Genomic DNA, 24,860 nt, shown 5'->3' on the forward strand with positions numbered 1-24,860 from the left:
GGGAAGTGGTGGGAGCGTCAGGACGGGAAGCTCTCGAGCTTCGGACCGTCCGTGAGTCGGTTCAGCCGTCGAGGTTGTGGGACAGCCGGCCGGCGAGCTCGGCGTGGTCGACCTCGTGGACGCTGCCGTGCACGCCGGCGAGCGCCAGTGCGTGGGCCGCTCCGGCGCCCATCGCCGCGCAGGGGCCCATCACGCGGATGCTCGAGAGCGCGGCGGCGTCCCCGTCGACGCAACGGCCTGCGACGACCAGGTTGTGCACGCCGGGCGGCGTCATCGAGCGCAGTGGCACGTAGTGGACGTGGTCGGGGCCGAAGGTCTCCCAGACGTAGCCCTGTGGGCTGTCGTGCAGCTCGATCGGCCACGCCGTGCGCGCGACCGCGTCGGGGAAGCGCGTGCCCGCCCGCACCTCCTCGAGCGTCAGCTGGTGCACGGCCTGCACCCAGCGCGTCTGCCGCCTGCCCGGGAAGCCGTAGGCGCGCACCCGGGCCTTGCCGAACACCTCCGGGTACTCGGCGCGCAGGAGCTCCACCGCCCGGTCGGCCTGCACCTTGCCCTGCAGCTGCGCCCGCGACGCGCCCATCGGGTCCAGCGGCGCCTCGATGTGGGTCATGTTGAGCACCGCGATGCCGCGGCCGGGGAAGAAGAAGGCGAGCCCGTCGCGGCGCAGCAGCCCGTACTGCTCGGCCTTCTCCGAGACACGGGCGGCCAGGTCCTGCGGGTCGGGCCGCTGGCCCTCGTCCAGGTTCTCGACGACGAGCTGCTGTGAGCCGTAGATCTCCCGCTCGGGCAGCCGGCACGGCAGCCCGGCTTCCCAGGCCAGCGAGGCGTCACCGCTGGCGTCGACGAACCCGGTGGCCGTGACTTCGACCGTGCCGTACCGGGTGCCGAGCCGGACGGCCCGGACGCGCTCGTCGTCGCGGGTGACGCCGGCCAGCACCGCGCCGGTGATGACGGTGATGCCCAGCCCCGCCACCGTGTTCTCCACCCAGCGGCCGAGCGCCACCTCGTCGTATCCCACGACGGTGGTGTGGTGGCGGCGGTAGTAGAGGTCGCCGGTGGCCTCCAGGTCCCGGAAGATGTCGTCGAAGATCCCGTGGGTGAGCCTGCGGTGCTCCGGTGCGTTGCCGAACACGCCGCAGAACAGCCCGATCAGCGAGTTGACCATCTGGCCGCCGAGCACGGGCAGCGCGTCGACGAGCACCACACGCCGCCCCAGCCGGGCCGACTCGACGGCCGCGGAGAGCCCCGCGATGCCCGCGCCGATGATGCAGACGTCCGCGTCGACGTCGTGCCCGACGGACCCGGCAGGCTTGGTGACGGTCCGGACCTTCAGGTCGGTGAGCGCGTGCGGCATGGATCACACGCTAGGCAGCAGGCGACGGGCGCCGGAAATAGAGATTCAGCCTGCCGGACCATCAATCGGACCTATAGGCCTAGGTCAGGGCTTTGCCGCCAGCGTGACGAGCGCCTCGCGGAACCAGCGGTGGGCCGGGTCGCCGTCGAGGTCGGCGTGCCACCAGAACTTCTCCACGATCGGCTCGGGCTCCCCCGGGCAGGGCAGCACCCGCAGGCCGAGGCGCTCGGCCACCTGCCCGGCGAGCCGCTCCTGCAGCAACGCCACGTGGTCGGTGCCGGCCACGAAGTACGGCACCGCCTGGTAGCTCTCCACCCGCACGCGGATCCGCGGCTGGATTCCGAAGCGGGTCAGCTGCCGGCTCATGGGCGCGGCGCCGGGGAAGCCGCGGTCGGGTTGGAAGGGTGCCACCCAGCACATCGCGGCGAGCTGGTCGAGGCTCAGGGTGTGGCCTACGTGCGGGTTGGCCGCGTCGACCACGCACACCCAGCGGTCGGTGAACAGCTCCACCGACCGCACACCAGGCAGGTCGAACCCGCGCACCGGCGGCGCGATCATGCCGTCGACGAGCCGGACGATCGTCGCGGCGTCCGTCGAGAAGTGCTCGCGCACCAGCCGCACGTGCAGATCGACACCGGGAGCACGGGTGGCCAGCTCGGCCGCCAGCCGCCTGCCCAGCACCGCGACGGTGTAGTCGGCCATGAGGAGCGTGAACTCGCGCCGGGTGGATCCCGGTTCGAAGGACGTGCCGGTGGCGAAGAGCCGCTCGGCGGCGGCGCACACCGCCTCGACCTGGTCGGCGAGCTGCATCGCCAGCGGGGTGAGCACGTACCCGCCCCGGCCGCGGGCGAGCAGCTCGTCGTCGAAGTGGCGGCGCAGCCGGGAGAGTGCAGCGCTCGCCGCGGGCTGGGAGACGCCGATCCGGGCCGCGGCGCGGGTGACGTTTCGCTCGCGGATCAGCTCACGAAGCGCGACCAGCAGGTTCAGGTCCAGGTTCGCCAGTCGGGCAGAGGGGGGCCTCGCCACACTTCGGACGATAACCCGCATCGGGTCCGCGGACGCGCCGCGGTGGCCCTGGTGCGTGGTCGGCTCGTGGTCGTCAGCGCTCGTCGTCGAGGACGCGATCCCGATCGCCGACGATGTGCACGGCCGCCTCCTCCGCCGACGCGGCGCCGCCGTCGATCCCCGCGTCCTCCGCGAAGAGCTCCTCGTCGAAGTTGGACAGGCCACCGTCGTCGAAGGCCACGAGCCGCCCCGAGCGGGCGTCGCCGACCTCGTCATCGAGCAGCTCCCCGTCGGTGTCGGAGGTGTCGCCCAGCCCGTCCCACGGGGGGTCCTCGCGCTCGGGCACCTCACGGGCGAGCAGGTGGTCGAGGGTCTCGCCGTCGTGCTCCTCACGCGGCGTGGTGCCCCACTCGTCGAGTCCGAGCGGCCGCTCGGGAGGCGAGTAGCCCTCGTCGAGGACGTCCTCCACCCCGCGGTCCTCGAGGCTGTCCTCGGGCTCGAGGAGCCCGGAGTCGTTGTCGTAGCCGTCAGTGCGGTCGTCGTCGCTGCTCACGTCACCCCTCCTGGTCGCTCGTCGACGACTCCAGCCTGCCAGGTCGTGGCGCTCGCCGGGCGGAGGGTCCGGTCGTGTGTCAGCTCTTGCGCAGCAGGGCGACGTCCGACACCGCCGCGATGTGCTCGCCCATCGCGGCTGCCGCTGCGCCCGCGTCGCCCGAACGGATCGCCTCGGCCACCTTGCGGTGCCCGGCCAGCGACTGGTCGGGACGGCCGGGCTGGGAGAGCGACTCGATGCGGCTCTCGCGGACCAGCTCCGAGATCTTGGTCATGAGGTCCGCGAGCAGGCCGGAGTGTGCGGCGGCGGTGACGGCGGCGTGGAAGCGCTCGTCGCCGGTGACCCCGCGACCACCACGCGAGATCTCGAGGGCCATCCCGTCGAGGGCGTCGTCGATCGCGGCGAGGTCGTCCTCCGTGCGCCGCTTCGCCGCCAGCGCGGCGAGCTGCACCTCCAGCGCCTCCCGGGCCTCGATCACCTCGCGGAGCTGGTTGCGCCGGGCGTCGAGGGCGGCGAGCACCTGCTGCTGCGGCGGCACGTCGAGGATCACCGCACCGTCGCCGTGGCGGACGTCGATGATGCCCTGCACCTCGAGCGCGATGAGAGCCTGGCTCACCGAAGCTCGGCTCACCCCGAGCTGCGACGCGAGCTCCCGCTCCGGGGGCAGGCGGTCGCCTGCCGCCAGGCCTTCGACCTGCATGTGGTCGAGCAGGCGCTCCACCAACTGCTCGTAGAGACGGGGCCGGTTGAAGGGCCGCAGGGGCCGGGGACCGCGCTTCGGCGCAGCGGACACAGGAATCACACCTCCACTGACAGCTCGCCGGGACTATAGTCCTCTTATTGGCTAGTCCACTGAGCCACCTCGGGTTCGAGCGCCGCACTCTCGGCGTGGCCGGCCGGAGCGTTCTGCATCGACGGGAGGCGCAACGCATGTCCGCCCCGCTCGACGGCCTACTCGTCGTCGACCTCAGCCGGGCCCTCGCGGGCCCGCACGCGACGATGATGCTGGGCGACCTGGGCGCCCGCGTCATCAAGATCGAGACGCCGCACGGCGGCGACGACACCCGAGGCTGGGGGCCGCCCTTCGTCGGTGATCCCGAGCACGGCGTCGAGTCGACCTACTTCCTGTCGGCCAACCGCAACAAGGAGTCGGTCGCGCTCGACCTCAAGTCCGACGAGGGGCACGCCGCGCTCGTCTCCCTCGTCCGCCGCGCCGACGTGCTGGTGGAGAACTTCCGCACCGGCGTGCTGGACCGCCTCGGCTTCGGAGTCCCCGAGCTGCACCGGCTCAACCCACGGCTGGTCGTCCTGTCGATCTCCGGCTTCGGCCACGACGGGCCCGAGGGCGGGCGCGCCGGCTACGACCAGATCGCGCAGGGCGAGGCCGGGCTGATGTCCGTCACCGGGTCGGGTCCCGACGACCCGCAGCGCGTCGGGGTCCCGATCGCCGACATCCTCGCGGGCATGTACGGGGCATACGGGGTGCTCGCCGCGTTGCGCGAGCGCGACCGCACCGGCGTAGGCACCGTGGTGCGCACCTCGCTGCTCGCGGCCGTGGTCGGAGTCCACGGGTTCCAGGGCACGGCCTGGACCGTCGCCGGTGAGGTGGGCCATGCCCGCGGCAACCACCACCCGTCGATCTCTCCCTACGGCCTCTTCCGCTGCAAGGGGGGCGCGGTCCAGATCTCGTGCGGCAGCGAGGGCCTCTGGCGCCGGCTGTGCGCGGAGTTCGGGCTCGACCCTGCTGCCGACGGGCTGCGGACCAACGAGGAGCGCGTCCGCCATCCCGACCTGGTCCGCACGGTCGTCGAGGACGCCTTCGCCGTCGACGAGCCCGACACGTTGCTCGTTCGCCTTTCCCGGGCAGGCGTGCCCGCAGGCCGGCTCCGCACGATCGACGAGGTCTATGCGTGGGAGCAGACCGCCAGCCAGGGTCTGCTGGTCGACGTCGAGCACGCCACGCTCGGCACGCTCACCCTGCCCGGTCCGCCGCTGCGGTTCTTCGACGGCGACGACCAGGAACGGCCGCGCAGGAGCCACAGCGCCCCGCCGACCCTCGACCAGCACGGCCCCGCGCTGCGCGCCGAGCTCAGGCTGGACCGGAGCACCTCGGCCGAGGGGGCGGCACAGTGACTGCCATGACCTCGACCGGGGCGGCCGCCGTGATCGCCACCGTGTTCGACGCCGGGTCGTTCCGCAGCTGGGACTCGGCGCCGGTCGCCGTGCCCGCCGACCCGAGCTACCGCGCCGCGCTGGCTGCCGCCGCGGCCCGCAGCGGCGCGGACGAGTCCGTGATCACCGGCGAGGGCCGCGTCGACGGGCGCCGGGTCGCGGTGGTGTGCAGCGAGTTCGCCTTCCTCGGTGGCTCCATCGGGGTGGCCGCCTCGGATCGGATCGTCCGGGCCGTCGAGCGGGCCACGGCAGAACGGCTCCCGCTGCTCGCCGTCACCGCGTCCGGCGGCACGCGCATGCAGGAAGGCACCCTCGCGTTCCTGCGCATGGCCGCCATCACCGCTGCCGTGACCGCTCACAAGGCGGCAGGCCTGTCCTACCTGGTCCACCTGCGCCACCCCACGACCGGCGGGGTGTTCGCGTCGTGGGGCTCGCTCGGCCAGATCACGCTCGCCGAACCCGGCGCGCTGATCGGCTTCCTCGGTCCCAAGGTCTACGCCGCGCTGCACGGGGAACCGTTCCCGTCCGGCGTGCAGACCGCGGAGAACCTGCACGCCCACGGGCTCGTCGATGCGGTGCTGCCGACCGGCGACCTCGCGAGAGTCACCTCGCACGTCCTCTCGTTACTGGACCCTCCCCAGCCCGGATCGCCACCGGCCCCCGTCCCCTCGCAGGGGCCGGTGGCGTCCGACCCCCCGGCCTGGCAGGCGATCACCGCCACCCGCAGGCCGGGCCGCCCCGGCGTGCACGACGTGCTGCGGCTCGCCGCGGTCGACCACGTCACGCTGGCCGGCACCGGCGAAGGCGAGGCGAGTGACGGGCTGCTGCTCGCGCTCACCCGGTTCGGCACGCAGTCCTGCGTGCTGATCGGGCAGGACCGCCGCGCTCAGGCCCGCACTCCGCTGGGGCCCGCCGACCTGCGTATCGCCCGCCGCGGAATGCGCCTCGCCACCGAGCTGCGGCTGCCCCTCGTCACCATGATCGACACCCCCGGTGCCGCTCTGCACCCGGAGGCGGAGGAAGGCGGTCTCGCCGGCGAGATCGCCCGCTGCCTCGCCGATCTCATCGCCCTGCCGGTGCCCACGCTGTCGCTGCTGCTGGGGCAGGGCACCGGCGGCGCGGCGCTGGCCCTGCTGCCTGCCGACCGGGTGCTCGCCGCGGGCAACGCGTGGCTCTCGCCGTTGCCCCCGGAAGGCGCTGCCGCGATCCTGCACGGCGACCCCGAGCGCGCCCCCGAGGTGGCGGAGCTGCAGGGCGTCCGGGCCGGTGACCTCCATCGCGCGGGCGCCGTCGACGCCGTCGTCCTCGAACATCCCGACGCCGCGGTCGAGCCCGGCGCGTTCAGCCGGCGGATCGCCGCTGCGGTCGAGTACGAGCTACACCGACTACGCCAGACCGATGACGCCCGTCTCACGGCCCGCGTGGACCGGCTGCGGCGGCTCGGGCTGCCGAGCTGACATCGGGCCGCTGGGAGCCGACTCAGGACTCTGCAGCGCCCCGCCGACCGCGGTCCACGCGGAGTAGGCCGGCAGGGCGCAGGCCCCCGTTCCCGGTCGTGAAGCAGTCGGGCCGGTAGGGCTCGGGTTCTTCAAGCCCGGTCATGTCGCACTCCTCGAACACCCAATGCGGGTGGTAGAGGTGAACGAGGATCGCGCGGCGCACCCCGGCGAGCGGCTGGCGGCTGGAGCGCGTAGGTGGGCACGAACCACCCCTGCTGGGCGTCACCGGAGGTCTCGTGCACCAGGTGGATCCGGCCGGCCGCCTTCGCCGCGATGCTCTGCCGGGACCACCTGGGCCCGCCACTCGGAGCAAGCTCGGGTCTCCGCGCAGCCCTTACTAGGTCTCGGCATTGAACCGAAATGGCTTGGCGTTCGTCATGTCATAAACGTGGGGGATGAATCGACCTTTTGTAGGTGCAATTCTGTGGGGAATTCGTGGGTCAATCTTGCCGAAGAGCTCGGCGCGGCGGTGCATGTGGAGCTGGCCAGGCCGGGGAGCCGGCGCGCGGCACTCATCCGGGCTCTCCGGGAGGCCGTTCGCTCGGGCCGGCTGGCTCCAGGTACGCGGCTTCCGCCGTATCGCGCCGTCGCGGCCGAACTCGGCCTGGCCCGTAACACTGTCGCCGACGCCTACGCCGAACTCGTGGCCGAGGGCTGGCTCACCGCCCGCCAGGGGGCGGGTACCCAGGTTGCACACCGCGCCCAGGCGGTCGGACCACCTCCGGTCCACCCGCCCGCACGGACAGTACGAGCGCTCCCGGTGCACAACCTCGAACAGGGGCAGCCGGACGCGTCCTCGTTCCCGCGCCGGGCCTGGCTCGCGTCGGCTCGACGGGCGTTGATGGACGCACCGAACGACGCTTTCGGTCCTGGTGACCCACGCGGTCGCATCGAGCTTCGAGAGGCCCTTGCCGAGTACCTCGCCCGCGCACGAGGCGTACGCACCACGCCGGAACGGCTCGTGGTGTGCTCGGGGTTCTCCCACGCCCTGCGCCTATTGTTCGACGGGGTGTTGAGCGGCCCGCTGGCCGTGGAGTCCTACGGGCTCGCGCACCACCGCGCCGTGCTGGCCGCAGCCTCGGTGCGCACCGTCCCACTGACCCTCGACGAGAACGGCGCGCGGATCGACGAGCTCGCCCGCTACGACCAGGTGCGGGCCGTGCTGCTCACGCCGGCGCACCAGTTCCCCACCGGTGGCCCGCTGGCACCGGCCCGGCGGCCTGCCGTGCTCGACTGGGCCCGGTCCCGCGGCGGCATGCTCGTGGAGGACGACTACGACGGCGAGTTCCGCTACGACCGCCAGCCGATCGGGGCGCTGCAGGGCCTCGATCCCGACCACGTCGTCTACGTCGGGTCGGTGAGCACGAGTCTCTCCCCCGCCCTGCGCCTGGGCTGGATGGCGCTCCCTGATCAGCTCGTGGATCCCGTCCTCGCCGTCAAGGGTGAGCGTGAGGGATGGGCGAACGTCCTGGCCCAGCTCACGCTCGCGCATTTCATCTCGTCGGGGGCCTACGACCGCCACATCCGCCGGATGCGGCAGCGCTACCGCCGACGCCGTGACCAGCTGGTCACGGCCGTCGCGGAGCGGGACCTGCAGCCCACCGGCATCGCCGCGGGCCTGCACGTCGCCTTGCGGCTGCCTCCGGGCACGGAGCAGACGCTCGTCGAGAGCGCCACCGCGGCGGGCATCGCCCTCGACGGCTTGGCGGCGTTCCGCCACCCGGACGCCACGGTGGCCCCGACGGACGGTCTCGTCGTCGGTTACGCCGCGCCGTCCGACCACGCGTACGGTCCGGCGCTCGACGCGTTGTGCCGGGTGCTGGCCGACCACACCTGACACGTCACGTGCGCCCCGGCTCAGTCGGCCTCGGCGCCACCCTGCTGCAGCAGGTGGCCGAGCTCCTCGAGCCGGGATCGCACGTTGCCCTCGGGCTGGTCCTGGGCGACGGCGAGAGTGCGCTCGCCGAGGCGGCGCATCAGGTCGGCGAGGACAGCGGGGTCCGGTGCGTCGCTCTCCAGCTCGCCGCGCAGCTCGGCCAGCGCCGCCCCGATCTCCTCCAGCGCGGCGGCACCGGTGCCGTCGATCCGGTCCTGCCAGCGCCGGATCTCCACGAGCCCGCCTGCGATGCCGAGCGCCAGCGGACCGGACTGCAACGCGCTGGTCGTGAGCTCGAGGTCGTGCTCGACGGGGTCGCTCATGGCGCCGCGTACCCCCTCGGCGACCCCGGGAACCGGCCGACGCCCGATCAGGGGTCGCCGAGGGCGTCCGGATAGGTGACGTCGATCTCGGAGATGGCCTCCGGGAAGTCCCGGCGGTTGTTGGTGATGAACCGGTCGGCACCGGCCATCACCGCGGTGGCCAGATGCACAGCATCGGCCGCACGCAGACGATGGGACGCTGCGAGCGACGTGGCCACCTCGGCTGTCGCCGGATCGACCGGACGCAGCTCCAACCGACTGAGCAGACCGACGAGCGCGCCGACTTCGTCGGTCGCGCCGTCGCGCATCGGCTTCGCGAGGACTTCGGGGAGGAGCAGAACCGAGCCGATGCCTGCCGTGGTTCCCGCCTTCACCTCGAACAACGCGCGCACCCGCCGCCCCAGCGGGTGCCCCCCGACTCCGGCATAGATCAGGACGTCCGCGTCGAAGGCATCCATCAGGACCGGTCGCGATCAGCGCGCACGGCGTCGATCAGTTCTTCCGCCCGGTCCGCGGAGACCGCGGCCGGATCCAGCGGCCGCTCCCGCGCGCTCGCCAACAGTGCCCCGATCTCGCGCCCGCGTTCAATCGTTCGTTCCGCTCGGCGCGCCCTTACCGCTTCAGGACGCAGGAGCACGGCCACTGCCCTGCCATGACGGGTGATCGTGATCTCCTCACCGGCCTCCACGCGATCGAGCACCTCGGGCAGCCTCGCCCGGGCCTCGCTGACACTCAACTCCGCCACGTACACGAGTGTACGTCTATGTACAAAATGCTGGGCATGCCGTCATCGGTGGGCGAAGGCGCTGATCACCGCGGCCGCCACCGCCGCCCGCTCGACCAACCCGGCGATGCTGACGTGCTCGTGGCGCGCGTGGGCGCCATCGCCGACGGCGCCGAGGCCGTCGAGCACCGGGCGGCCCATGGCCGCGACGAAGTTGCCGTCGCTCGCTCCGCCCACCGAGGTCTCCCGCAAGTCGACGCCCAGATGCTCGCCTGCCCGGCGGGCCAGGGCGTACATGGCGGCGACCGCGGCGCTGCGTTCCATCACCGGCCGGTTCCACCCGCCCTCCACCGTCACCTCGACCCGCGGGTCGTGCGGCCGCAGCGACCCCAGCAGCTCGTCGATCCTGTCCTGCGCCGCCAGCCTGGCGACCCGTACGTCGACGCCGGCCGTCGCGGCTGCGGCCGTGACGTTGCGGCGGGTGCCGCCGTGGAGCACCCCGACGTTCACGGTGGTGCCCTCCGCGAGGTCCGTGGCCGCGTGCAGCGTGCGCACGATGCGGGCGATCTCGTCGATCGCGCTCGCCCCCGCCGTCGGGTCGAGTCCGGCATGCGCTTCGACGCCCCGCACGTGCACGTCGAACAGGCCCACACCCTTGCGCGATGTCTTCAGCGCGCCGTCCGCGCTCGCCTCGAACACCAGCACGGCCGCGGCGTCCACGGCGGCCTTCTCGATCAGCGGCCGCGAGAACGGGCTGCCGATCTCCTCGTCGCCATTGAGTAGCAGGCGCAGCGGCGGATGCGGCAGGCCGGCCTCGCGCAGCGCCCGGACCGCCCAGACGGCCTGGACCAGCCCGGCCTTCATGTCGAACACGCCCGGCCCGCTGAGCCGGTCGCCGTCGATCTGCACGGGCCAGTCGGCGAGGGTGCCCGCGCTCCAGACCGTGTCGTAGTGCGCGAGGAAGGTGAGGAGCCGGTCGCCCGTGCCGTCGTACTCGAGTTCGAGGACGTCTCCGTACTCGTCCGACCGGTGCAGCGCTCGGGAGCGCGGTGCACCGAGCCGCTCACCCACCCAGGACTCGAGGTGCGCCAATCCGGCCGCGAGCAATGCGACGTCGTCGCTCGGGGTCTCCTGCTCGGCGTAGGCCACGAGGTCGGCGACGAGATCGTCGCGGTGGCCGGCCAGCCGGCCGTGCAGCGCCGCGACATCGACCCCGTCGAGGACGGCGGGCGTGGGCACGGTCATCGCAGGGCTCCCGCAAGGTCGTCGATCCGCTGTTCGGTCATCGGCGCTCCACCCTCCAGTTCCCCGATCTGCGCCACCAGCCGCTCGAGGCCCGGGACAGCTATCCCGAGCTGCGCGGCCCGATGGAGCACCGGTCCGTAGTGCGTGGGTACCTCGGTGGGCCTGCGGCGTACCGCGATGTCACGCCAGATGCCGCTGCGGTCCTTCGTCTGGGTGCGCAGCCACGCCACCAGCGCGTCGGTGGCCGCATCCGCCGCCGCCCCGTCGCCGCTCGCGTAGGGCGCGGGATCGAACGCGTCGAACGGCTCCAGCGTGATCCCGTCAGCGGCCGCCACCCCATACACCTCCGCCGCGAGCGCGTGCATCACCGCGCGATGCCGGTGGATGAGGTCCGCCATGGACGCGTCGGCGAGCGCGGTGGCCACGAGCATCGCGCCGAAGCCCAGCTTGGACCACAGGTACCCGTTGACGTTCGCGGTGGCACGCGCCGGGCCCCACGCCTGCAGGTCGGCGACGACCTCCCGCACCCGCGCCGACTCCCGCCCGTCCACCTCGCCGACCACGAGGGCGCCGAGCCCGCCGTCGCGGATCTCGCCCGGCGCCACGACATCGGCGAACAGGTTGACGAAGGCGCCGACGGTGCGGGCCGCGCCGACGCGTGCGGCGATCTCCGGCTCGTTCAACCCGTTCTGCACGGAGACGACGAACCCGTCGGCCGCCAGCCGTGGCGCGATCCAGTCCAGCGCCCGCCCCGTGGCCTGGGCCTTGACCGCCAGCAGGACACGGGAGACCTCCTGCGGCCCGCCCTCGTCCGGCGTGAACGCCGCCGCCACGGGAGCGGCGGTGTGCTCGTCACCCCGTCGCACCACGATCCCCCGCTCACGGATGCTGCGCACGTGCTCGGCATCGGCGTCGACGACGGTGATCTCGTGCCCGGCACGCGCGAGGTGATGGCCGAGGGTGCCACCGATGGCACCGGCCCCCACGATCACATAGCCCACTGCTGACAGCTCCTCTCCGCCCCGCCGAACCGTCGTCGACGGCCGTGTCTCACGTGAGCTCCCGGCCCTTCGTCTCGGGCATCGTGGCGTAGACGACCACGCCGATCAGTGCGGCGACCGCCACGTACAGCCAGACCCAGCCGCGCAGCCCGCTCGCGCTCATCCACGTGGTGATGTACGGGGCGGTGCCGCCGAAGACGGCCACGGCGAGCGCGTACGGCAGCCCGATGCCCGTGCTGCGCACCTCGGCGGGGAACTGCTCGGCCATCACCACGGCGCAGTTGGCCGAGTAGCCGGCCAGGAACGTGACGCCGACCAGTTCGACCACCAGCAGCGGCCAGAACCCACCGACTTCGAGCAGCCGGAACGCCGGGTAGGCGAGCACGACGAAGCCGATCGCGAAGGCGAGCAGTGTGGGCTTGCGCCCGTAGTGGTCCGACAGCAGCGCGACGAACGGCAGCAGGCAGAGGAAGTACGCGATCGCGATCGTGTTGGCGAGCAGTGCCTCCGACAGCGGGATGCCGACGGCCGCGTGGGCGTATCCGGGCATGTAGCTGATCCACACGTAGTACGTGAGCGTGCCGGCGATCGTGATGCCAATGACGCGCAGCGCGGCCGCCGGGTGATCGGTGAGCATCCCGACGATCGGGTTGCGCCGCCGCGTGCGGCCCTCGTCGCTGGCACGCCGGAAGCTCTCGGTCTCCTCCACGGTGACCCGCAGCCAGAGCCCCACCAGCCCGAGCACGCCCCCGATCCCGAAGGCGATCCGCCAGCCCCAGGCCTGCATCGCGGCGTCACTGAGCGCCGAGGTGAGCACGAACCCCATGAGCGAGGCGATCAACGCGCCCGCGCCCACCGACACCTGCTGCCACGAGCCCGCGAAGGCCCGTCGGCGCGGCGCGGCCGACTCCACGAGGAACGACGAGGACGATCCGAACTCCCCACCCGCCGAGAAGCCCTGCACGAGCCGGGCGAGCAGCAGTACCACCGGCGCGGCGATCCCGATCGCCTCGTAGGTGGGGCAGATCGCGATCACGAAACCCGCGCCCGCCATCAGCCCGATCGTCAGCGTGAGGCCCTTCTTGCGGCCGTGCCGGTCGGCGTAGGCGCCGAGCAGGGCACCGCCGATCGGCCGCATGACGAACCCGACGGCGAACACCGCGAGCGTCGAGAGGAGGGCGGCGGTGGGGTTGCCGCTCGGGAAGAACTGGGACGCGAAGATCGGCGCGAGCGTGCCGTAGACCGCCCAGTCGACCCACTCGACGGTGTTGCCGATCGAACCGGCGACGATCGCCTTGCGCTGACCGCGGGTGAGCCGGGTGCCGGACGGGGCGTCCGCCGACGCCGCCACCCCGCTCATCGCAATCCCTCGCTGCGCTCGGTCAGCGCTGCGCGAAAGCGCTGTACCGATGATTCGCTCGCAAGCTCGCTCATCGCAATCCCTCGCTGCGCTCGGTCAGCGCTGCGCGAAAGCGCTGTACCGATGATTCGCTCGCAAGCTCGCTCATGACCGCTCTGGGCCCGGCCTGAGCAGCGTGCGAGCCACCTCGGCCAGCTGGGCATGCGTGGCGAACCAGACCCCGGAGTGTCCCGCGATGTGCGCGAGCAGCTCGCGCAGGACCACCAGCCGGGAGCGGTGGCCGATGACGTGCGGATGCAGGGTGAGCTGGAAGAGCCCGCCCTCGGCGTACGCGGCGTCGAACTCGTCGCGCCAGATCTCCAGCAGGGCGCGCGGTGGCGTGTAGGGCCGGAGCGAGGAGTAGCGCTCCATCATCAGGTAGGGCGCGTCGTCGCGGATCCACTCCACCGGGATCTCCACGATCCCGGTGGGCCGGCCGGCGGCCACGAGCTCGTAGGGCTCGTCGTCGGCCATCAGCGACGAGTCGTAGCGCAGCCCGAGCTGCTCGATGATCGCGAGGGTGTGGTCGGAGAAATCCCAGCTCGGGGTGCGGATGCCGACCGGGCGCACGCCGCTGAGCTTCTCCAGCACCTCGACCGCGCGGCCGGTGAGGTCGAGCTCGGCGGCGCCTTCCAGCAGCATGTTGCGCTCGTGGATCCAGCCGTGCACCGCCACCTCGTGGCCGCCGGCGACGTAGGCCGTGACCTCGTCGGGGTGCAGCAGCGCGGACACCGCGGGCATGAAGAAGCTGGCCGGGACGCCGAACTCGGCGAGCAGCGCGAGCACCTTCGGAACCGCGACCCGCGCGCCGTACTCGCCCTGTGACAGCTTCCCCGGACGGGTCTCGGCGTCACGTAGCGGGATCGTCTCGTGGTCGGGGTCGAAGGAGATCGCCACCGCGACCGTGGCACCCCCCGGCCAGCTGTCCGGTACCAGCCGGTCTCCGGCGCGCACACGTTCGACGTGTCCGCGCCAGGTCGGCTCGTCCCATTGCCACGGCTGAAGCTCGATGGGGCCACCCATCCTGATCACCCTACTGGCGATCCGCGCGTCGGACAGGGTTCTCGCGCGGTCCGCGATCGGTGTGCCGACCACGACCGGCGGGCCGATTGCGCGCCGGTCCGCGTACCCCCGCACACCTCACCCGTGCGAGGTGAATGCCACGACGACCTGGCCGCCCCTAACCCACCCACCCGGGACGCGCCCGAAGGCCGGGCGTCACACCCTGCGGTCACGCCGCTGGGCACAACGTGGCCGCACCACTCGGGTTCACCCGATCGGCCCGCCCGAACGGCGTCCGTTGCTGCGGCCGGTGACCGCCCCGTCCAGGGGATTTCCCACCATCATGTACTGGACCGGCGGCATCCTCCGGAGTTGGGTCGGGGTGGTGACCGTCCATGGCACGACACTCTCGATCCGACGCCCCGATCCGGTGGAACGCGGCGGCGTCGTCGTGGTCTGCGAAAGCGAAGGTGCACCCGACTGGGTGGTGGACTGGTGCCGGCGGTCCGGACGGTGGCTGCGTCGCCACGAGTTGCCTGCCGCCTCCGCCGACGACTTCACGGCCGCGGCGCAGCGGGTCGGCACCATCGCCGAGATCGCCTCGGCCGCCGCCCGCCAGGACAGTTCCGTCCTCGTCGTGTCATCGACGGTGTCGCCGCCGCGCTCCGGGCGGCCGCAGGTGGTCGCGGCGGTACAGGCCCTCCCCGACGACGGGCCGGTGCTGGCCGCGGCCGCGACGGCCGCCCTGCACAGGCACGCCGACCTGGTCGTCGCCCACGGCGTGCCCACGTCGTTCGCGGAGCGCAGCGTCGGGCTCGACGCCGCGCTCGACCACGCGCACCGGCTGCTCGGCACCTCCGTCGCGGCCGCGCACGCGACGGCCCCGGACCTCACCGTGGTGCCTCTCCTGCTGCGGGTCCGCCCGTACGAGATGGTCGGTGAGGGACTGGACGCCGACCTCCTCGTCATCGGCGGCCCACGCACGTTCCCACCCGGCCCGCTCGGGCTCGTCGCCCACAGCGCTCTTCACCACGCCCCGTGCTCGGTGCTGCTCACCCCGCGGGCGCCCCGGCCGGAGTTCCTCCCGGACGTCTACTCCTGATTTCCACCGCACGGTGGCCCTGGCGGGCCTTGTCGGCAACCGGGCACGGCTACAGACTTGACACGCGAGGAGCGGAGGAGGACGAGCCATGCGCTGCTGCACCGGTGACCAGATCGTCATCGAAACCGCCACTCTGGACACGCCACGCCGCCGGGGCGAGGTGATCGAGGTGATCGGCCAGGGCGAGCGGGAGCACTACCGGGTCCGCTGGCAGGACGGCCACGAGTCGGTTTACTTTCCCGGCCCGGACGCGCGGGTGCTCCCCCGCGGCTGACCGCTGGAGCTGATTCCTGGGGGCGTGATCTCAGCCCAGGCCCTCGTTCGCGGTGAGCCGCTGCCCTGCCCGGCGGGCGGCGCCCGGCAGCACCAGCACCGCGACGACGCCGACCAGGATCCAGGCGGCCGACACGAGCGGGTACACGCCCGCGGCGCCCTCCGGGTACGGCGCCCCGTTGCGGAAGAGCGTGTACCCGATCAGCACCAGGGCGAGCGCCGGTACGACCACCTCCCACACGGCTACCTCGCGCCGTCCGGAGAAGAACAGCAGGCGGGCCGCACCGATCGTCGCCAGCGCGTACACGACCAGCAGGATCAGCGTGCCGATCGTCCCGGAGGCCACGAACAGAGCGAACGGTTCCCCACCGAGCACGAACCACGTGATGGCGATGATCACGTACATCACGGCGACGACCGCGGCCGTCGCCCGGGTGGGAGTGGCGCGCGCCGGGGAGATCTCCGCGAACGCAGCGGGGCCGATGCCGTCGCGGGAGAGGGCGAAGAGCATGCGGGCGGCACCCACCGCGCAGGCCAGCGCGCACCCGAACGCGCTGATCGCTGCGCCCACCGTGATGAGGTCGCCCACCCAGGCGGCCACGTACTGGGACCCGAGGTCCCCGAGCAGTGACGACGACGAGATGAAGGCAGCGACACCCGCGTCGTCGGTGCCGAAGCCCATCACCTCCACGGCCGTGACGAACACGAAGTAGACCCCACCGAAGATGGCCGTGCCGAGGATCGCGCGCGGGATGCTCCGGCGTGGGTCCTTGGCCTCCTCGCCCAGGGTCGCGGCGGCCTCGAAACCGGCGAAGGACAGGAACCCGAAGACGACGCCGAGGAACACCGCCGAGACCTCGGTGCCGGGCGCCACCGTGAACACCGAGAAGTCGACGCCCCGCCCGCCCGGCGCCGTGCCCGTGGCCAACCGGGCGAGGATGATCACGGAGACCACGAGGATCAGCGCCACGGTGGCAACCTCGATCGTCAGCAGCACCCGCGTGCCCCCGCGCACGGGTGCCACGGCGAGCGCCAGCACCCCGAGCAGGGCGACGGCACCGACGGCGAAGCCGGCCCACGAGGGCTGGTTCGGCCAGATGCCCAACGTGTCCAGAGCGGCGGCGCCGAAGATCCCGGCCGCCGTGGACGTCACGACGCCATAGAAGATGTAGGTGCCGAGCAGCGACCACCCGGCCACCACGCCGGCGCGCGGGCCCAGCGTCGCCCCGACGAAGCCGTAGACGCTGCCGGCGTGGTTGAACCGCTGGCTGAGCCGCACGAACGTGTACGCGATGAGCAGCACCCCGACGGTGGCCAGCGCGAACGCGAGCGGCACGGCACGGCCCACCGTGCCCGCGGTGCCCTGAGGGTTGATGTTGGCGGCCATGGACGGCGCCATCAGCGCCAGCGAGAGGCCGATCGCCTCCCACACGCTCAGTTCACGACGGAGCCGGGTACCGGAGATCGACCTCTGCGCCATGGCGCCTCCTCGGTTGATCAGGAGATGGTCGGTCACAACCGGTCCGATGTCACCGAACATGCGCAGACGTCGCCCGTCCGGACGCAGCAGAGGCCCCCAGGCGCGGCTGTTGTGGCCCCAACCGGGCACGGCAACCCAGATCGTCCCGTCCTCGATCCTGATCGGGTAAGAGACGAGTGCGCAGTCGCGCGGCATGGGGCCGCTAGAACACGCTGAAAGTGGCCTCCCGCACCGCGGCGTCGCCCATGCGGACGCACCGGTCGTACTCCGCGCGCCGGGTGGCGAGGATGCACCGGCCGAGCAGGTCACCGAGTCCCTTCATCAGGACCGGGTCGGCCTCCAGCCGCGCGAGCGCCTCCCGCTGGTCCGCCGGCAGCGGGCGCACGCCGCACCGGCGGGCCTCTTCCGGGCCGAGTGTCGCCGGGTCCACCGTGGCGGGCTCGGGCAGGTCGAGCCCACGCTCCACGCCGTCGAGCCCGGCGAGGATGAGCCCACCGAGCGCCAGGTAGGGGTTGCTACTGGCGTCGCATGCCTTCAGCTCCGCGTTGGCGCTCTCCCGCTCCCGGCCCCGGAACGGCGACGCGACGCGCAGCGCGGCCTCCCGGTTGTCGTAGCCCCAGGACACCGTCGACCCCGCCCAGGCACTCGGCCGCAGCCGGTCGTAGGACAGGTAGGACGGGCAGGTAAGCGCGACCAGCGCGGGCAGGTGGTCGAGCACGCCCGCGAGGAACGCGCCGCCCTTCTCCGACACCGCGAACGGGTCGGCCGCATCGGGCATCAGGTTCGTGGCGCCGTCGGCGTCCCACAAGGAGAAGTGGATGTGCGTACCGCTGCCGATCCCGTCCGGCCACGGCCGGGGCGCGAACGAGGCCAGCAGGCCGTGCGAGCACTCGGCGACGCCCCGGACGGTGTCGCGCAGCCGCAGCTGGTTGTCGGCGGCGGTGAGCGCGTCGGCGTAGCGGACGGAGATCTCCTGCTGTCCCGGCCCGTACTCGTTGATCGCCTGCTCGACCACGAGGCCCTGCTCGGTCAGAGCGTCGACGATGTCGTTGAGCACAGGGGCGGCCCGGTCCAGCCCCGCCGAGGAGTACACCGGGCCGTCGCCCCACGGCCGTGGCCCGTCGGGCGTGCGTTCGGCCAGGTAGAACTCGTTCTCGAAGGACGCACGCACCCGCAGCCCCGCGTCGGCCGCCGCCGCCACAGCGCGCTGCAGGAACGCCCGCGGGCAGCAGCCCCAGTCGCGCCCGTCGTGGCCGACCTGGTCGCACAGCACGCTGCCCACCCCGTCGAGCCAGGGCAGCCGGACGTACGTGGCGAGGTCCGGGACGATGCGGATCTCGCCGACCGGTTCCATGTCGGCCACCGGCACCAGGTCGTCCAGCACGTTGACCGCGTTCTGCGCCCTGGTCAGCCCGAGACCCGAGCGCAGTGCGCCGCCGAGGCGCCCGACGTGCGCCTGTTTGCCGCGGATGACACCGCTCGGATCGCAGTACAGGAACCGCAGCAACCGCACGTCGTCGGACTCGATGCGCTCGAGCAGCGCGGCCAGGTCATCGCTCATCGCTCCTCCAGCCGGTAGACGCGACGCGCGTTGCCCGCCCCGATGAGCTCGGCGACGCGCAGCGCGTCGGCCTGCGACCAGTCCCCGGATTCCACCCACTCGCCGAGCAGCGCGGTCATGGCGCGGCGCCACAGCAGCGCCCCGAGGTGGTGCAGCTCAGGAGGTCCCCACGCGTCGGAGGAGAAGAGCACCTTGGCGAACGGGGCCACCTCGAGCGACTCGGCGATCACCGCCGCGCTGCGTGCACCGCTGTAGTTCACCGCCAGCCCGACATCGAAGTACACGTGCGGGAACACGGCGGCCAGGTAGCCCGCGGTGCGGTGGTAGGGGTAGCAGTGCAGCAGCATGATCGGCACACCGCGGTCCTGCACCCGTCGCAGGAACCCCGTCATCTTCGAGGGGTCGCAGCGGTGCATCGTGAGGTCGGTGTCGCCGAACCCCACGTGGAACTGCAGTGGGAGCCCGTGTTCCACGCCCGCCCAGAGCAGGTGGCGCAGCAGCACCGGATCGGACAGCCGCCCCCCGTCGCGCAGCCACTGCCCGGCCGCGCGGCGCACCTCGCCGGCATCCGGTGGCTCCGGGTCGAAGTCGAGGCCGTACCGGTAGGCGATCACCGACTTGAGCCCCACAGCCCCCTGCACCTGCTTGCCCAGAGCGGCGGCGAACGCCTCGGCGAAGCCGCTCGCGTCGGGCCCCGTGGCCGCCACGTCCTCGGCCACCGACTCCAGCCGGACCACCTCCTCCGCCGACGCGGGGTGGGCGGGCGTGGCCGCCGACCTGGCCATCTCCGCGGGCGAGAGGATCTCGTCGGCGCGGTAGCCCGTCTCCACGAGGAAGCAGCCGATGCCGCTCGCGGCCAGGAACCGGCGTGCCACCTCGTCCGCGCCCAGCTCGCGGCGCCGCCGCAGGTACGTCGGCACGTCGGTGTGCGGAGGCAGGTCGAGCACCGGGGCGCACCAGCGGCGCACCGCGAAACCGACCTGAGAGTCCAGCTGGGAGGTGCCCGGCGGCGCGGGGAAGGGCGACTCCGAGAGGCCGGCGGCGAACCCCTCGGCGTCGAGGTCACCTCGCGCAGCGCCGTGGACGTGATGGTCCACGAGCCGCAACGACTCCACGGCCGCCGCCACCGGCTCGGTCATGCCACTCCCCCTGATGTCCCCTGAATCGACGACCCGGGGATTCAGCAGACAGGGAGGCGCCGATCACGTCAAGGACGCGCCGGGACGACTACCCCCTGTGGCCGGGCCTGTTCGCGCTCCCGAGGTCGCGCGGGCGGGCCGTCACCATCCCCGGTTCTCCGCGCGCAGACGGCCGCGGACGCCGTCGAGGCACTGCCGGGGGCTGCCGGAGCGGCGCGGCCTGGCCTGCCTCGGCAAGGTGTCATGGGGGTCGATGATGTCCAGGCACCGGAGAACCTGCGGGCTGCAACCCGCCACCCGGAACTCGACGTCGCGGCTCGTGGCGCTGTTCGCGAACGCAAGCAGCGCCGAGAGGCCGCGGGCGCCGACGAAGGTCACCGACGTCAGGTCGACGACCAGGCTTCCGATCTCGCGCGGGGGCCGCAGCTGCTCGGCGAGGCAACGGGTCAGCGCAGGCTCGGTGAGGAGGTCGATCTCTCCGATGACGTGCACGGTGACCTCCGTCGGAGACCCACCCCGGCGGGTGAGCCTGAAGCGCGCCAGCTCCGATGACGGCGCGTCCTGCGCGCCAGGGGACCCATCCATGCAATACCCGCACTTCCCGCCCCGCCATGGAGGCCGTCGTCCTACGCGAGAAGGCCAGAAGCTGTCGCCAGCATCAGCGGTGGCGAGCCGGGACTGCGTGTCACCGGCGAGCTCTGTGCCGGGCGAGCGCCCCGAACGTGCTGGTCCGGGGGCCTTGCCGTGTGGACGCGGAGCAGGGACCGGGCCTGCGTCGTGTCGAACTCTAACGGCGACGGGGCGGCCTGAACAGGGCGCAGCGGGCCGCGCGGGACGGTGTCGGACATGGGGCGACCGGTAAGATGACGCCCGGTGTGCCGGGAAGTCTGGTCGGCGATGTCGTCCCCGACCTTTGCGGAGGAACTGTGACCGTGCCGCCCGGCCGCTCCGCACCTCGCCTGTTCGGCCGGGGCAGCTGGCCGGAGGTCAGCCGGATAGCCGACATCCTGCGCACCGAGACCGTGGGTGGCGCGCTGCTGGTCGGTGCCGCGGCGATCGCGCTGGTCTGGGCGAACTCCCCCTGGTCGGGCATCTACGAGGGTCTCAGCGAGCTGCAGGTCGGTCCGGCCGCGCTGCATCTCGACCTGACGTTGGCGCAGTGGGCGGGCGACGGCCTGCTGGCGATCTTCTTCTTCGTGGCCGGGCTGGAGCTCAAACGCGAGTTCGTCGCCGGTGACCTGCGCGATCCCCGGCTCGCCGCCCTGCCGGTCGCGGCCGCCGTCGGCGGCATGGTGGCACCCGCTCTGATCTATGTCGCCGTCAACGCCCGCGCAGCCGAGGGAGCACTGGCCGGCTGGGCCGTACCGACCGCCACCGACATCGCGTTCGCCCTCGCCGTGCTCGCCGTCATCGCCACCCATCTGCCGGCGGCGCTGCGCACGTTCCTGCTCACGCTGGCCGTGGTCGACGACCTCCTCGCCATCACGATCATCGCCGTCTTCTACACGCGCTCGCTGCACTTCGTCCCCCTTGCGCTGGCGCTGCTCCCGCTCGGGCTCTTCACGCTGCTGGTGCAGCGCCGCGTGCGGTCGTGGTGGCTGCTCCTGCCCCTTGCCGCGGCCACCTGGGCGCTCGTCCACGCCTCCGGCGTGCACGCCACCGTCGCCGGGGTACTGCTCGGGTTCGCCGTTCCGGTGCGCCGGCGCGCCGAAGGTCCGGGCCCCGGGCTCGCGGAGCACTTCGAGCACCGGTTCCGCCCGATCTCGGCGGGTTTCGCCGTGCCGGTGTTCGCCTTCTTCGCAGCAGGTGTGTCCGTGACCGGGTCGGGCGGGTTCGGGTCCGGCCTCACCGACACCGTCACCATCGGCGTCATCGCCGCCCTGCTGGTGGGCAAACCGTGTGGGGTTCTCGGCGCGACCTGGGCCGTGCAGCGGTTCACCCGCGCCGACCTCGCGGAGGACCTGTCCTGGTGGGACGTGCTCGGGCTCGCGCTGCTCGCCGGGATCGGGTTCACCGTCTCCCTGCTCATCGGCGAGCTCGGGTTCGGCGCGGGCACCGAGCGCGACGACCACGTCAAGGTCGGGGTGCTGCTCGGCTCGCTGCTCGCAGCCCTCCTCGCCACTGTGGTGCTGCGAATCCGCAATTCCCACTACCGGCGGATGTGCGCGGAGGAGGAGCGTGACGCCGACGCTGACGGCGTGCCTGACGTGTACCAGGCGGATCCTCCGCCCACCTGAGGGCGCACGGTTCCGGCCGGGGTCAGAAACCTGTGCCCGCCCCGGCGGGCCTACGCCGTTCGGGCACGGGAGGCGCCGGGGTGGCGCACTCGGCCCACATCAGCGCGTGCTCCAGCCCGCAGGCGTAGTCCCGGCACGCCGACGGCTCCCCGTAGATGATCGCCTCGGCGGCGGCCAGCTCACGGACGATCGCCTGAGACCGCACCGGCAGGCCCGCGAGCACGCCACTCAACGGACCCGGCCCTCCGACGCACAGCCAGTGCAAGGCGTCGACAGCGCCGTGGCGGAACTCGGGGCTTGCGACATCCTTCCGGACCTGCAGCTCAGCAATCTGTGCGGTTAGCACAGAACGCTCACGCAGGTGGGTAGGACTATCCATGATCTTCTCCCGGCGCGTGAATGGTTGCGATCATCCACAGCTCGGCGAGATCGTCAGCCATGACAACTCCAGCAAAGACAAAGAAAACCGCAGAGAAACTATAGCCATGCCCAGCCCGAAGCAGAAGAGCTCCGGACCTGCGGAAACGTTTCGGGTGTGAGCGGGTTCACCCTCGGCTCACGATCAGGCACTGTCCGCAGAAAACCCAGCCCAGGCCGCCACACGGGGCCTGTCGATCGCCGGCGAACGCGCGTGACAGGGCGACGAGGCCACCCATGCAGGCCCCGCGGCGCGTCATGCAAAACATTCATTGGTCGCTCTACCGTCGCCCACCTACGGTTGAAAACATGACGAAGAAGCCGCGGAACAACCCGGCAATTATCGGGTTAATGGGACAACACTGACCAAAGCGGTGACTATTCCTAGGATTTGCACGAGCCCCTGAGATTGCGCGGCCGCAACCGGATCCCGCTGATAACCGCCTTCACCGGTCCGGGTCGGGAATGTAGCGAGCCCGGGCTGCCCGAGGGGTAGGCAGCCCGGGCTCATCGCGGGCGGCGAGCTCAGCCGCCATGTCCGGGACGATCCGGCAGCGGGCGCACCCGCTGGTCAGCGAAGGACGGTGTCGAAAACGACACTGAGGAAATCTTCGAGCGGTTCAACGTCTTTCACGACCTTGCTGTGCATGATCGCGCCCTGGAAAGCGTCGAGGAGGAAGGGGCCGAGGCGCTCCACGTCAGGACCAGCACTGATCTCACCCGCCGCCCGGGCCGCCCGCAGGATCGCCACGATGTCCTCCGACCACTGGCAGAGACTGGTGCCGACCTGCTCCCGGATCACGTCGCTGCGGTCCGCCACCTCCGTACCCATGTTGCCCAGCAGGCAGCCACGGGTGAACCGGCTCTCGGCCAGCACGTCGACGACCGCTCGGAACCGGGCGCGCAGTTGCTGGAGCGGGGAGAGGCCGGGATCCACCTCTTGCCACCACGCCGAGCCGGCGGCGTAGCGGGCGACCACCTCCGCACCGAGGTGCTCCTTGCTCGCGAAATGGTTGTAGAACGAACCCTTCGGAACGCCGGCAGCTTTGGTGATGGTGTCCACGGAGCAGGCCGCGTAGCCGTGGCGGTGGAACTCCGTGACGGCCGCCTCCACGAGCACCTCCCGGACTCCGACGCGTGGCATGCCACTGAACATGACCAGTCGTCTCGGCGACGTCAAGACAAGCACGACTTCCACACATTCAGTTCGGTGCGCATGCCCTCGATCAGGCGCGAGTGTCCGAATCACGACGGGCAGGGGCCGCGCCGCGGCCGGGTGCAACCGGCGACATTCAGCGACGTCCGAATGACGGAGAGTTCATGCGACACCACTCCTCGCGTCTCACCCGCAGGAGGTGAGAGTGCATTCGTGGCCCCGCAGGGTCACCCGAACCCAGGAGATCGACGGAACTTCTCGCCCGAGGATTCATTTTCCCGATCGTCGCAGTCACTTGCAGAACCCGGCGCTGCCGCCCACACCGACTCAGCAGAAGCCGGCTCACGACATCGGATCACACGCCACGGGTGATCCGGCGTCCCCGCCATGGGGAGATGGTGTCACCACACCCCGGCGGAGCACGCCGGGGCAGACGCACGGAACGGCGACGGACGCCGAGGAGGTCGACGATGAGCGACACCGGAACGGGCAAGACGGTGCGGTCGAGCCGACGGCGACCCACGACGCGGGTGATCGTCGGTGCGGTGCTGGTGGTACTCGCGTTCATCTTCATCATCGAGAACCGCGAGCCGACGACGATCCGGGTGATCATCCCGCTCGTGGTCATGCCGCTGTGGGCGGCGCTCACCAGCATGTTGGTCGTCGGTTTCGCCGTCGGTGCGCTGTGGTTCAGGCGCCGCTGATCATTCCGGTCGCCGGTGCCGCGGGTAACCACGCGGACCGACGCCTCCACGGAACTCGGGGTCCGATCGCTCGTCTCAGGGCCGGGGACTTTCACGGGTGCGACGCGCTGGTGCCGGGGTGACGGTGGATTCGAGGCACCCCGCTGGAACGGGACCGCTGCGCATCCGCCGGACCTGAACGGAATCGAGTGACCAGATGAATACGCGTCGCGCAGATGCGATCGCAGAACTCTTCGCGACCCTCGAGGGTCTGCTGATCACCTACCAGGCGCTGCCCGAGAGCGAGCGCCCGCAGCGCTGGGCTGCCGACGCCCATCGCATCACCGGCGTGATCGCCCGACAGCTGAGCAGCACGAGGAGCCGCATCTCGTCCGGCGATGTCCCGGGGAGCCCGCCCGAGCCGAGCCCGATCGATCTCGGCGCCTAGGGCGCCTGAACGTCCGCCGTCCGTCCCGCGCCCCGAGGGGCGCGGTGAGCGTTCCCGTCCAAGTGAGGCCACGCGCGCGCGGCCCTCCTGCCACTCACTTGTAAGGACTTCTGTGACCGATATCGACATCGAGGCGTTGACCCGAGCCGACGTGCCCAGCGACTGGACCGATCTCGACAGGAGGGCGGTCGACACGATCAGAGTGCTCGCC

27 protein-coding genes are annotated in these 24,860 nt (G+C 72.0%); 9 read left to right on the forward strand and 18 right to left on the reverse strand.

Going from position 1 to position 24,860, the window contains the following annotated elements; translation table 11 throughout:
• Positions 1–61 precede the first annotated feature (61 nt).
• The 4 genes from ABD743_RS24070 to ABD743_RS24085 form a co-directional block, all read right to left on the reverse strand.
• Positions 62–1,354: an FAD-dependent oxidoreductase gene (locus ABD743_RS24070; RefSeq protein WP_344724418.1), complete on the reverse strand. Its 1,293-nt coding sequence runs from the start codon at positions 1,352–1,354 to the stop codon at positions 62–64.
• An 84-nt stretch (positions 1,355–1,438) separates the two neighbouring features.
• A complete protein-coding gene (locus tag ABD743_RS24075) occupies positions 1,439–2,380 on the reverse strand; it encodes a LysR family transcriptional regulator (protein WP_344724419.1) in 942 nt (313 codons plus the stop codon).
• Between the two features lie 73 nt (positions 2,381–2,453).
• A complete protein-coding gene (locus ABD743_RS24080) occupies positions 2,454–2,912 on the reverse strand; it encodes a DUF5709 domain-containing protein (RefSeq protein WP_344724420.1) in 459 nt (152 codons plus the stop codon).
• Between the two features lie 79 nt (positions 2,913–2,991).
• Entirely contained in the window at positions 2,992–3,705 is a 714-nt protein-coding gene (locus ABD743_RS24085; protein ID WP_344724421.1) for a FadR/GntR family transcriptional regulator, read from the reverse strand.
• A gap of 47 nt (positions 3,706–3,752) precedes the next feature.
• Between ABD743_RS24085 and ABD743_RS24090 the strand changes: the two genes are divergently transcribed.
• Together ABD743_RS24090 and ABD743_RS24095 are read left to right on the forward strand one after the other, a co-directional pair.
• A complete protein-coding gene (locus tag ABD743_RS24090; RefSeq protein WP_344724422.1) occupies positions 3,753–5,045 on the forward strand; it encodes a CaiB/BaiF CoA transferase family protein in 1,293 nt (430 codons plus the stop codon).
• Positions 5,046–5,050: 5 nt separating this feature from the next.
• Positions 5,051–6,541 (forward strand): carboxyl transferase domain-containing protein, encoded by a 1,491-nt coding sequence (locus ABD743_RS24095; RefSeq protein WP_344724423.1) that lies wholly within the window; start codon positions 5,051–5,053, stop codon positions 6,539–6,541.
• Between the two features lie 22 nt (positions 6,542–6,563).
• On the opposite strand, the gene ABD743_RS24100 is transcribed toward ABD743_RS24095, so the two are convergent.
• Positions 6,564–6,686 carry a hypothetical protein gene (locus tag ABD743_RS24100; RefSeq protein ID WP_344724424.1) on the reverse strand — a complete coding sequence of 41 codons (123 nt, stop codon included), beginning with the start codon at positions 6,684–6,686 and terminating at the stop codon, positions 6,564–6,566.
• A 321-nt stretch (positions 6,687–7,007) separates the two neighbouring features.
• On the opposite strand from ABD743_RS24100, the gene pdxR reads away from it, so the two are divergent.
• Positions 7,008–8,420 carry a MocR-like pyridoxine biosynthesis transcription factor PdxR gene (gene pdxR, locus ABD743_RS24105; RefSeq protein ID WP_344724425.1) on the forward strand — a complete coding sequence of 471 codons (1,413 nt, stop codon included), beginning with the start codon at positions 7,008–7,010 and terminating at the stop codon, positions 8,418–8,420.
• 20 nt (positions 8,421–8,440) lie between these two features.
• Here the strand turns inward: pdxR and ABD743_RS24110 are convergent, their stop codons facing one another.
• The 7 genes from ABD743_RS24110 to ABD743_RS24140 form a co-directional block, all read right to left on the reverse strand.
• The gene (locus ABD743_RS24110; RefSeq protein WP_344724426.1) at positions 8,441–8,782 is read right to left on the reverse strand and encodes a hypothetical protein; all 342 of its coding nucleotides are present in this window, start codon (positions 8,780–8,782) and stop codon (positions 8,441–8,443) included.
• 47 nt (positions 8,783–8,829) lie between these two features.
• Positions 8,830–9,240: a type II toxin-antitoxin system VapC family toxin gene (locus ABD743_RS24115; protein ID WP_344724427.1), complete on the reverse strand. Its 411-nt coding sequence runs from the start codon at positions 9,238–9,240 to the stop codon at positions 8,830–8,832.
• Positions 9,240–9,527: a type II toxin-antitoxin system Phd/YefM family antitoxin gene (locus ABD743_RS24120; protein WP_344724428.1), complete on the reverse strand. Its 288-nt coding sequence runs from the start codon at positions 9,525–9,527 to the stop codon at positions 9,240–9,242. The genes ABD743_RS24115 and ABD743_RS24120 overlap by 1 nt, the downstream gene beginning before the upstream one ends.
• Positions 9,528–9,569: 42 nt before the next feature.
• On the reverse strand, positions 9,570–10,751 hold the full coding sequence (locus ABD743_RS24125; RefSeq protein ID WP_344724429.1) for a M20/M25/M40 family metallo-hydrolase: 1,182 nt from the start codon (positions 10,749–10,751) through the stop codon (positions 9,570–9,572).
• The gene (locus ABD743_RS24130) at positions 10,748–11,752 is read right to left on the reverse strand and encodes a ketopantoate reductase family protein (protein WP_344724430.1); all 1,005 of its coding nucleotides are present in this window, start codon (positions 11,750–11,752) and stop codon (positions 10,748–10,750) included. The genes ABD743_RS24125 and ABD743_RS24130 overlap by 4 nt, the downstream gene beginning before the upstream one ends.
• A gap of 49 nt (positions 11,753–11,801) precedes the next feature.
• On the reverse strand, positions 11,802–13,112 hold the full coding sequence (locus ABD743_RS24135; protein ID WP_344724431.1) for an MFS transporter: 1,311 nt from the start codon (positions 13,110–13,112) through the stop codon (positions 11,802–11,804).
• Positions 13,113–13,256: 144 nt separating this feature from the next.
• Complete coding sequence (locus ABD743_RS24140) at positions 13,257–14,174, reverse strand: polysaccharide deacetylase family protein (RefSeq protein ID WP_344724432.1); 918 nt, start codon at positions 14,172–14,174, stop codon at positions 13,257–13,259.
• 289 nt (positions 14,175–14,463) lie between these two features.
• On the opposite strand from ABD743_RS24140, the gene ABD743_RS24145 reads away from it, so the two are divergent.
• Both ABD743_RS24145 and ABD743_RS24150 read left to right on the forward strand, forming a co-directional pair.
• A complete protein-coding gene (locus ABD743_RS24145) occupies positions 14,464–15,255 on the forward strand; it encodes a universal stress protein (protein ID WP_344724433.1) in 792 nt (263 codons plus the stop codon).
• 88 nt (positions 15,256–15,343) lie between these two features.
• Positions 15,344–15,529, forward strand: coding sequence for a DUF1918 domain-containing protein (locus tag ABD743_RS24150; protein ID WP_344724434.1), 186 nt, complete (start codon positions 15,344–15,346; stop codon positions 15,527–15,529).
• 30 nt (positions 15,530–15,559) lie between these two features.
• Here ABD743_RS24150 and ABD743_RS24155 read toward each other — a convergent pair whose 3' ends face one another.
• The 4 genes from ABD743_RS24155 to ABD743_RS24170 all read right to left on the reverse strand — a co-directional run bounded on the left by ABD743_RS24155 (position 15,560) and on the right by ABD743_RS24170 (position 20,200).
• Positions 15,560–17,008, reverse strand: a complete 1,449-nt coding sequence (locus tag ABD743_RS24155; protein WP_344724435.1) for an APC family permease — start codon at positions 17,006–17,008, stop codon at positions 15,560–15,562.
• A 202-nt stretch (positions 17,009–17,210) separates the two neighbouring features.
• Positions 17,211–18,569 (reverse strand): glutamine synthetase family protein, encoded by a 1,359-nt coding sequence (locus tag ABD743_RS24160; RefSeq protein ID WP_344724436.1) that lies wholly within the window; start codon positions 18,567–18,569, stop codon positions 17,211–17,213.
• Complete coding sequence (locus ABD743_RS24165; RefSeq protein ID WP_344724437.1) at positions 18,566–19,708, reverse strand: amidohydrolase family protein; 1,143 nt, start codon at positions 19,706–19,708, stop codon at positions 18,566–18,568. Before ABD743_RS24165 ends, ABD743_RS24160 begins: the two co-directional genes overlap by 4 nt.
• A gap of 141 nt (positions 19,709–19,849) precedes the next feature.
• On the reverse strand, positions 19,850–20,200 hold the full coding sequence (locus ABD743_RS24170; protein WP_344724438.1) for an STAS domain-containing protein: 351 nt from the start codon (positions 20,198–20,200) through the stop codon (positions 19,850–19,852).
• A gap of 434 nt (positions 20,201–20,634) precedes the next feature.
• Here ABD743_RS24170 and nhaA point away from each other — a divergent pair, with 434 nt between their 5' ends.
• Positions 20,635–21,945 (forward strand): Na+/H+ antiporter NhaA, encoded by a 1,311-nt coding sequence (gene nhaA / locus ABD743_RS24175; protein WP_344724439.1) that lies wholly within the window; start codon positions 20,635–20,637, stop codon positions 21,943–21,945.
• Between the two features lie 22 nt (positions 21,946–21,967).
• Here nhaA and ABD743_RS24180 read toward each other — a convergent pair whose 3' ends face one another.
• Positions 21,968–22,324, reverse strand: coding sequence for a hypothetical protein (locus ABD743_RS24180; protein WP_344724440.1), 357 nt, complete (start codon positions 22,322–22,324; stop codon positions 21,968–21,970).
• Between ABD743_RS24180 and ABD743_RS24185 the strand changes: the two genes are divergently transcribed.
• The gene (locus tag ABD743_RS24185; protein WP_344724441.1) at positions 22,323–22,484 is read left to right on the forward strand and encodes a hypothetical protein; all 162 of its coding nucleotides are present in this window, start codon (positions 22,323–22,325) and stop codon (positions 22,482–22,484) included. The genes ABD743_RS24180 and ABD743_RS24185 overlap by 2 nt on opposite strands.
• Positions 22,485–22,933: 449 nt before the next feature.
• Here the strand turns inward: ABD743_RS24185 and ABD743_RS24190 are convergent, their stop codons facing one another.
• Positions 22,934–23,506, reverse strand: coding sequence for a TetR/AcrR family transcriptional regulator (locus ABD743_RS24190; protein ID WP_344724442.1), 573 nt, complete (start codon positions 23,504–23,506; stop codon positions 22,934–22,936).
• A 482-nt stretch (positions 23,507–23,988) separates the two neighbouring features.
• On the opposite strand from ABD743_RS24190, the gene ABD743_RS24195 reads away from it, so the two are divergent.
• Together ABD743_RS24195 and ABD743_RS24200 are read left to right on the forward strand one after the other, a co-directional pair.
• Positions 23,989–24,222 carry a LapA family protein gene (locus ABD743_RS24195; RefSeq protein WP_344724443.1) on the forward strand — a complete coding sequence of 78 codons (234 nt, stop codon included), beginning with the start codon at positions 23,989–23,991 and terminating at the stop codon, positions 24,220–24,222.
• Between the two features lie 196 nt (positions 24,223–24,418).
• Positions 24,419–24,649: a hypothetical protein gene (locus ABD743_RS24200; RefSeq protein ID WP_344724444.1), complete on the forward strand. Its 231-nt coding sequence runs from the start codon at positions 24,419–24,421 to the stop codon at positions 24,647–24,649.
• Positions 24,650–24,860: the final 211 nt, after the last annotated feature.

The sequence above is a fragment of the Pseudonocardia yunnanensis genome, from assembly GCF_039534065.1.
Classification (GTDB): domain Bacteria; phylum Actinomycetota; class Actinomycetes; order Mycobacteriales; family Pseudonocardiaceae; genus Pseudonocardia; species Pseudonocardia yunnanensis.

Bases quoted from the DNA above. Each gene is read 5' to 3' on its own strand.
- ABD743_RS24200 (WP_344724444.1), top strand. From the start codon at position 24,419: ATGAATACGCGTCGCGCAGATGCGATCGCAGAACTCTTCGCGACCCTC.
- ABD743_RS24070 (WP_344724418.1), bottom strand. From the start codon at position 1,354: ATGCCGCACGCGCTCACCGACCTGAAGGTCCGGACCGTCACCAAGCCT.
- ABD743_RS24180 (WP_344724440.1), bottom strand. From the start codon at position 22,324: ATGGATAGTCCTACCCACCTGCGTGAGCGTTCTGTGCTAACCGCACAG.
- ABD743_RS24155 (WP_344724435.1), bottom strand. From the start codon at position 17,008: ATGGCGCAGAGGTCGATCTCCGGTACCCGGCTCCGTCGTGAACTGAGC.
- ABD743_RS24115 (WP_344724427.1), bottom strand. From the start codon at position 9,240: ATGGATGCCTTCGACGCGGACGTCCTGATCTATGCCGGAGTCGGGGGG.
- ABD743_RS24125 (WP_344724429.1), bottom strand. From the start codon at position 10,751: ATGACCGTGCCCACGCCCGCCGTCCTCGACGGGGTCGATGTCGCGGCG.
- ABD743_RS24165 (WP_344724437.1), bottom strand. From the start codon at position 19,708: ATGACCGAGCCGGTGGCGGCGGCCGTGGAGTCGTTGCGGCTCGTGGAC.
- ABD743_RS24095 (WP_344724423.1), top strand. From the start codon at position 5,051: ATGACCTCGACCGGGGCGGCCGCCGTGATCGCCACCGTGTTCGACGCC.
- ABD743_RS24135 (WP_344724431.1), bottom strand. From the start codon at position 13,112: ATGAGCGGGGTGGCGGCGTCGGCGGACGCCCCGTCCGGCACCCGGCTC.
- ABD743_RS24140 (WP_344724432.1), bottom strand. From the start codon at position 14,174: ATGGGTGGCCCCATCGAGCTTCAGCCGTGGCAATGGGACGAGCCGACC.
- ABD743_RS24195 (WP_344724443.1), top strand. From the start codon at position 23,989: ATGAGCGACACCGGAACGGGCAAGACGGTGCGGTCGAGCCGACGGCGA.
- ABD743_RS24190 (WP_344724442.1), bottom strand. From the start codon at position 23,506: ATGCCACGCGTCGGAGTCCGGGAGGTGCTCGTGGAGGCGGCCGTCACG.
- ABD743_RS24185 (WP_344724441.1), top strand. From the start codon at position 22,323: ATGATCTTCTCCCGGCGCGTGAATGGTTGCGATCATCCACAGCTCGGC.
- ABD743_RS24150 (WP_344724434.1), top strand. From the start codon at position 15,344: ATGCGCTGCTGCACCGGTGACCAGATCGTCATCGAAACCGCCACTCTG.
- ABD743_RS24100 (WP_344724424.1), bottom strand. From the start codon at position 6,686: ATGACCGGGCTTGAAGAACCCGAGCCCTACCGGCCCGACTGCTTCACG.
- ABD743_RS24110 (WP_344724426.1), bottom strand. From the start codon at position 8,782: ATGAGCGACCCCGTCGAGCACGACCTCGAGCTCACGACCAGCGCGTTG.
- ABD743_RS24160 (WP_344724436.1), bottom strand. From the start codon at position 18,569: ATGAGCGATGACCTGGCCGCGCTGCTCGAGCGCATCGAGTCCGACGAC.